General features: G+C 35.5%; 6 protein-coding genes and 1 pseudogene. 6 read left to right on the top strand and 1 reads right to left on the bottom strand.

Going from position 1 to position 7,156, the window contains the following annotated elements:
- Positions 1-97 precede the first annotated feature (97 nt).
- Positions 98-391 (bottom strand): transposase, encoded by a 294-nt coding sequence (locus H346_RS0107885; protein ID WP_027970603.1) that lies wholly within the window; start codon positions 389-391, stop codon positions 98-100.
- Positions 392-1,643: 1,252 nt separating this feature from the next.
- Here H346_RS0107885 and H346_RS10885 point away from each other — a divergent pair.
- The 6 genes and pseudogenes from H346_RS10885 to H346_RS0107845 all read left to right on the top strand — a co-directional run.
- A complete protein-coding gene (locus H346_RS10885) occupies positions 1,644-1,856 on the top strand; it encodes a hypothetical protein (protein WP_027970602.1) in 213 nt (70 codons plus the stop codon).
- 29 nt (positions 1,857-1,885) lie between these two features.
- Complete coding sequence (gene ylqF / locus H346_RS0107865) at positions 1,886-2,734, top strand: ribosome biogenesis GTPase YlqF (protein WP_027970601.1); 849 nt, start codon at positions 1,886-1,888, stop codon at positions 2,732-2,734.
- A complete protein-coding gene (locus H346_RS0107860; protein ID WP_027970600.1) occupies positions 2,724-3,497 on the top strand; it encodes a ribonuclease HII in 774 nt (257 codons plus the stop codon). The genes ylqF and H346_RS0107860 overlap by 11 nt, the downstream gene beginning before the upstream one ends.
- A gap of 88 nt (positions 3,498-3,585) precedes the next feature.
- Positions 3,586-4,431 carry a DNA-processing protein DprA gene (gene dprA / locus H346_RS0107855; protein ID WP_027970599.1) on the top strand — a complete coding sequence of 282 codons (846 nt, stop codon included), beginning with the start codon at positions 3,586-3,588 and terminating at the stop codon, positions 4,429-4,431.
- 102 nt (positions 4,432-4,533) lie between these two features.
- Positions 4,534-6,666 (top strand): type I DNA topoisomerase, encoded by a 2,133-nt coding sequence (gene topA, locus H346_RS0107850; RefSeq protein ID WP_027970598.1) that lies wholly within the window; start codon positions 4,534-4,536, stop codon positions 6,664-6,666.
- A gap of 149 nt (positions 6,667-6,815) precedes the next feature.
- A pseudogene (locus H346_RS0107845) lies at positions 6,816-7,156 on the top strand (transposase); the annotation flags it as partial.

Raw genomic sequence — 7,156 nt, 5'->3', positions numbered from 1 at the left:
ATAGAAAAATAGTCTTAATGATTCATTGATACTTGAAGCGTTTGACAAGCGTGATTAATAGTCAGGTTAGCGCTATTCTCCTTTAGAAACCGAAACTTTATTTCCGGCTTGTCTTCAAGAAAACCTGAAACTTTTTTAGAAGAGTCAACTGCTTTTGTAGAATCTTATTCTCTTTCTTGAGTTTTTTAATCTCAAATTGGGCATGACAAAGTGCGCTCCCATGTCCTAGAAACGTACTTTCTGCACATTTTTCGTATTCTTGACCCCAGCGATATAAATTATTTGGGTGAATTCCTAAAGTAGAACTAACCATTTTTACAGGCTGCTCTCCCTCGGGAATGAGTTTGACAGCAGATAATTTGAACGCTTTATCAAATACTTTTCTTGGCAATAATAATTTTCCTCGTTTTCACTTTATTATACCAAGTCCAAAATGGTTTGCTCCTATAGTTATGTTTAATCTAGAACACTTTATAAATCTGTAACTGATTCATTTATTTTTATTAATTTAGTAGGATAAATCATGGTATAATGTTAGATGGTAATTTATTATCGATTTTCTGATTCAGCAAAGGATAAGGAAATGTATTATAGAACCCCAAAAATTCAAAAGGTGAAATACCTTATGAAGTTGTAGAAAAGTGTAAAGATTTGCTAACAGGAAACTGGAAGATAGCTTTAGTTATCATAAAATACACGTTAATTGCGACAGCAAGATGAACGTGGTCAGTTTCTATTAAAGAATAGACCGCAAAGAGAGAAACATTTGTAATCCAAAGAATAGGTCAAATAATGAAGATGATTTTCTTTTGGAACAAACAACTCCACGACTAATGAAACAATGTCTGGCAACCGATATGGAGACCTACAATGCTTCACAATCAAAGGTACATGTCATAAAATTTTTAATCATGGTGTTTTGTATAATATCTTTCAGTATTCTCCAATGTCGGTTATCAAACTTAACGCTCCCCTAGAAAAAAGAGAGGCTAAATTCTTAGAATTATATGAAATCGGTGCTTTCTTTGATATACTGAGTAAAACAAGGAATTCGAATTATTATGATTTAGCCATCGTTGTACTTTTTCAGGGTTAAGAATTGACGAAGTGGCTTTTACAGAAGATGATTTTGATGTTGACACTGGGATTATCCGTATTGATAAAATGTTACCAGAAGTTGTCTGTGAAGCCGTTAAGAGAAGAATTGCTCAACGGAAATAGAGATTTTGGCAAATAGGCTCAGGAAAAGCCAAGTAAAGCATTGACATCCTTTAAAAGTATTTTTCGTACAGAGAATGGTTCGTAATCACTTCATGTTTATTTCACAAACTTTTGGCGAAAGTTGAAAATGAATTAAATTGATACTTGTGAAAAGCAATGTGGCTTCAAATGGACCAAACACCTCACTCCTCATTGGTTCAAACATATGCACTATCTTTAGGGAGTTGATAGGTCATTGGCAATAAAGGATATTATGGGGATGTTGATCATGTGGATTTTGAGACCATTATGGTTTTCAAACGGGAACAGTTCAGGTGCTGAACTAATTTATGGATCAACTTCTCAGCCCTTAAATCCTGGTTGTGTAAATACTCTAAAAGTAATAAATAATAAAAATTGAAGAGAACTATAACTCTAGGCTAATGGAATTTTCTTTACCTGATTTTAGTGAAAAACTCGGTCTAAAATCAACCTACACACCAAGACATATAACTGCAAATATTATTCCTAAAGTTGAGAAAGATTTATCAAAATATCATAAAGACTTTGAAATATCTTACCTTAGAGAAAGACAACAAAAAATTTTGGTGCCTGCTTGGTGCCTAATAGAAAACAGGCAGGTTTACCTCCGTTAAACCCTTGATACGAAAGGAAAATAACACTCATGGCAATTATTCAATGGTTTCCTGGACACATGTCCAAGGCCAGAAGGCAAGTGCAAGAAAATATTAAACATGTTGATTTTGTAACTATTTTAGTGGATGCACGCTTGCCACTTTCTAGTCAAAATCCGATGTTGACAAAGATTATTGGTGATAAACCAAAGCTTATGATTTTAAATAAGGCTGATTTAGCTGATGCTGCCTATACTAAAGAATGGAAAGCATATTATGAAAATCAAGGCATTAAAACATTAGCAATAAATTCTAAAGAACAATCAACGGTTAAAAAAGTCACTGAAGCAGCAAAAGAATTGATGGCTGATAAAATAAGTCGTCTAAGGGAGCGTGGCATTCAAAAGGAGACTTTGCGTACCATGATTGTTGGTATTCCTAATGCTGGGAAATCAACTTTGATGAATCGTTTGGCTGGTAAAAAAATTGCTGTGGTAGGCAATAAGCCGGGTGTTACCAAGGGGCAACAGTGGTTAAAATTAAATAAGGATTTAGAAATTCTGGACACACCTGGTATTCTTTGGCCAAAATTTGAGGATGAATTGGTTGGGTTAAAACTAGCGCTAACAGGTGCCATTAAAGATCAATTACTACCAATGGATGAAGTGACTATCTTTGGATTGAATTATTTTAAAAAAAATTATCCAGACCGATTGCTAAAGCGTTTTAAAGGAATTTCCTTAGATGAAGAAGCACCAGAAATGATTATGACACTAACACACCAACTAGGTTTCAAAGATGATTACGACCGTTTTTACAATTTATTTGTTAAAGAAGTTCGTGATGGCAAATTTGGTCAATACACTTTAGATCAGGTAGGAGATATAGATGTCAACTAGCATAAGGATCATCAAAAAACGTTTAGAAACTGTTACTAGTCTCTCAGATCCTCTATTTGAACAATTAGCTTCAGATACCAGATTAGGTGTTCAAAAAGTTCTGATTAGCCGTCAAAAAGCAATTCAGGCTGATTTAGATGAGAGCACCCGTTTAGAAGCCATGCTTACTTATGAAAAATCGCTTTATGAAAAAGGTTATCAAGCTATTGCGGGTATTGATGAGGTGGGTCGTGGACCGCTTGCAGGTCCGGTGGTTGCTGCATGTGTTATTTTACCTAAAGGCTGTAAAATTAAAGGGTTGAATGATTCTAAAAAAATTTCAAAATCTAAGCATGAAGCTATTTATCAAGTGGTAAAAGAAAAAGCGGTTGCTATTGGCCTTGGAGTAGTTGACAATATGTGTATTGATAAAGTAAATATTTATGAAGCCACAAAACTTGCCATGTTAGCCGCCATTAATCATTTAGAAAGTCAAGCCATAAAGCCAGATTATCTTTTAATAGATGCCATGTCTTTAGACATTCCTCTCCCCCAACAATCTATTATTAAAGGAGACGCTAACTCCCTTTCTATTGCAGCGGCATCCATTGTTGCAAAGGTTACAAGGGATCGCATGATGGCTAACTATGACCAGCAGTTTCCTGGTTATGGCTTTGCTAAAAATGCAGGTTATGGAACAAAGGAGCATTTACAAGGGTTACAAACTTATGGTATCACACCTATTCACCGAAAAAGTTTTGAGCCAATCAAATCAATGCAATAGAGATGACTTTAATAATATTTTCAAAAAGGTTCTGTTTAATCAGAACTTTTTTCTTTTTACGAATAAATAGAAGTAGGGAGGTAACTTAGTGAACAATTTTGAACTTTATAAGCTTAAAAAAGCTGGGTTAACAAATTTAAACATTCTCAAAATCCTTGATTATCAAGAGAAACATCATCATAAATCATTATCACTTCGGGATATGGCTGTTGTTTCATGTTGTAAGGATCCAGTTTTGTTTATCGAACATTATAAGCAACTTGATTTGAAAACTTTGCGACAAGAATTTAAACAATTTCCAAGTTTATCCATTTTAGATCAACATTATCCACTTGCTTTAAAAGAAATTTATAATCCACCCGTACTTTTATTTTTTCAAGGTAATTTAAGTCTTTTGGAAAAGCCTAAGTTAGCAGTTGTTGGGGCACGAAAATCAAGTGATATAGGAGTTAAATCTGTCGCTAAAATCCTCAAGGAGCTTCAAAATCATTTTGTGATTGTGAGTGGTTTAGCTAGAGGTATTGATACAAGTGCTCATTTAGCTTGTCTCAAAAATGGCGGACAAACAATTGCAGTAATTGGTACCGGATTGGATCGCTTTTACCCTAAAGAAAATCAAAACTTACAAACCTTTCTCGGAAAAAATCATTTAGTACTGACAGAGTATGGTCCAGGTGAAGAAGCACTTTCCTACCATTTTCCAGAGCGAAACCGTATTATCGCAGGGCTTAGTCGAGGCATCATTGTTGCTGAAGCAAAACAACGCTCAGGTTCCCTTATTACTTGTCAGTTTGGAATGGATGAAGGGCGAGATATTTTTGCTATTCCAGGAACAATTTTGGATGGCAATGCTGAGGGTTGCCTTAAACTCATTAAAGAGGGTGCAATATGTATTACATCAGGTGCTGATATCCTTTTAGAATACCAGCATTAACAAAGTTTCTTCTTATAGGGCATTTTTTTATTGACAGTTGCTAAAAAATGGGATATTATTCTATAAGCTTTTAATCATAACTGTTATAGGAAGTGTGTCGAATTGGGAACAAAAACTACAGCTAAGCCAAAAACGGGGGCTAAAAAGTCTACAACAAAAAAGAAATCAACAACATCAAAAAAAAATCTAGTCATTGTTGAGTCACCTGCTAAAGCTAAAACAATTGAAAAGTATTTAGGACGTCACTACAAAGTGGTTGCTTCTATAGGGCATATTCGCGATTTGAAAAAATCATCAATGTCAATTGACTTTGACAATAACTACGAACCCCAATATATTAATATTCGTGGTAAGGGACCACTGATTAATTCTCTAAAAAAAGAAGCTAAAAATGCTAAAAAAGTTTACCTTGCGAGTGACCCAGACCGTGAGGGGGAAGCTATTTCTTGGCATTTATCACACCTTTTGAAACTTGATCCGGAAGATCATAATCGAGTTGTTTTTAATGAAATTACAAAAGATGCGGTTAAAAACGCTTTTGTGGAACCCCGCAAGATTGATATGGATTTGGTTGATTCTCAGCAAGCTCGTCGTGTTTTAGACCGTATCGTGGGTTATTCTATTTCCCCAATCCTTTGGAAGAAGGTTAAAAAGGGACTTTCAGCAGGACGAGTACAATCTGTTGCATTGAAATTAATTATTGATCGTGAAAATGAAATTAAAGCCTTTATTCCCGAAGAATATTGGTCAATTGATGGGCTCTTTAAGAAAGGGACAAAAAAATTCCAAGCAAGTTTCTATGGCATTGACGGCAAAAAAAGAAAACTAAAACATAATGACGATGTCAAAGAAGTACTTGCTAAATTAGAAAGTGATGATTTTCTTGTCAGCAAGGTTGAAAAGAAAGAACGTCGTCGAAATGCGCCACTGCCATATACGACATCGTCTTTACAACAAGATGCTGCCAACAAAATTAATTTTAGAACACGTAAAACAATGATGGTTGCTCAACAGCTTTATGAAGGCATTAACCTTGGTTCTAATGGTACACAAGGTTTGATCACCTATATGCGTACAGACTCGACACGTATTAGCCCAGTTGCACAAAATGATGCTGCCCAATTCATTATTAATCGTTTTGGTGTCAATTATTCTAAGCATGGTAATCGTATTAAAAATACTAGTAATGCTCAGGATGCCCATGAAGCTATTCGTCCATCTAGTGTTCATCATACACCAGAATCCATTGCAAGTTTTCTTAATAAAGACCAATTAAAACTTTACACGCTTATTTGGAATCGCTTTGTTGCCAGTCAAATGACAGCGGCTATCTTTGATACTGTTAAAGTGAATTTGGAACAAAATGGCATTCTCTTTGTCGCTAATGGGAGCCAGATGAAATTCAATGGCTACATGGCTGTCTACAATGATTCTGATAAAAATAAAATCTTACCAGAAATGAAAGAAGGAGAGATTGTAAAAAAAGTTTCTACTTTACCAGAACAACACTTCACTCAACCACCGGCTCGTTATTCGGAAGCAACGCTGATTAAAACATTAGAGGAAAATGGAGTGGGACGTCCATCGACTTATGCCCCAACTTTGGAAGTTATCCAACGTCGTTATTATGTGAAATTAGTCGCTAAACGATTTGAACCAACAGAGCTTGGTGAAATTGTTAATAAACTGATTGTGGAATTCTTCCCCGATATTGTGGATGTTACCTTTACAGCTGAGATGGAAAATAAGCTTGATCAAGTAGAAATCGGTAAAGAAGAATGGCAACATGTGATTGATCAATTCTACAAACCTTTCGTTAAAGAATTGGGCAAGGCTGAGTCTGAAATTGAAAAGATTCAAATAAAGGATGAGCCAGCTGGCTTTGATTGTGATCTTTGTGGTCATCCTATGGTGATCAAACTAGGACGTTTTGGTAAATTCTATGCTTGTAGCAATTTTCCTGATTGCCGTCATACAAAAGCAATTACAAAAGAAATAGGAGTGGCTTGTCCAATCTGTCATAAAGGTCAAGTAATTGAACGAAAAACCAAACGGAACCGGATTTTTTACGGTTGTGAACGATATCCAGACTGTGACTTTACCACTTGGGATTTACCAGTAGGTCGTGATTGTCCAAAATCTGGTGATTATCTCGTTGAAAAAAAGATTCGTGGTGGAAAACAAATCGTTTGTAGTAATGAAACTTGTGATTACAAAGAAGAAATAGTTAAATAAAGATAATCAAAAGGAATTGGACATTACGATTACCCTTCATTAATGAACAGTAGAAAAACACTTTTATGTGACCAGTCTTCTATATTCAATAGGAGACTGGTCTTTTTTGACTTAGAAAACCACTAGCATTGCTAGTGGTTTTCTAAGTCAAAAAGCAGACGCTGAAACCATTTTAGCGTCTAAAAATAAAATCTTTATTCGAGAAGAGAGCGAGTAAGCGCTTTATTAATGGAAAAGAATATCAAAAAGTCCGCCTTATGTATCAAGATGAGGCGGGTTTTGGGCGTATCAGTAAACTTGGTTCATGTTGGTCTCCAAAAGATTATCGTCCTCATGTAGCTAGTCACCATATTCGTGAGTACCGCTATTGTTATGGGGCTGTGGATGCCCATACAGGCGACTCGTTTTTCATCATAGCAGGCGGATGTAATAGTGATTGGATGAATGAATTTTTACTCCAGCTATCAGCAAGTTATCCAAATGACTACAT

Source organism: Streptococcus castoreus DSM 17536 (genome assembly GCF_000425025.1).
Lineage (GTDB): Bacteria > Bacillota > Bacilli > Lactobacillales > Streptococcaceae > Streptococcus > Streptococcus castoreus.
This window is presented reverse-complemented; position numbering and strand designations above follow the sequence as displayed.

Bases quoted from the DNA above. Each gene is read 5' to 3' on its own strand.
- H346_RS0107860 (WP_027970600.1), top strand. From the start codon at position 2,724: ATGTCAACTAGCATAAGGATCATCAAAAAACGTTTAGAAACTGTTACT.
- H346_RS10885 (WP_027970602.1), top strand. From the start codon at position 1,644: ATGGAATTTTCTTTACCTGATTTTAGTGAAAAACTCGGTCTAAAATCA.
- ylqF (WP_027970601.1), top strand. From the start codon at position 1,886: ATGGCAATTATTCAATGGTTTCCTGGACACATGTCCAAGGCCAGAAGG.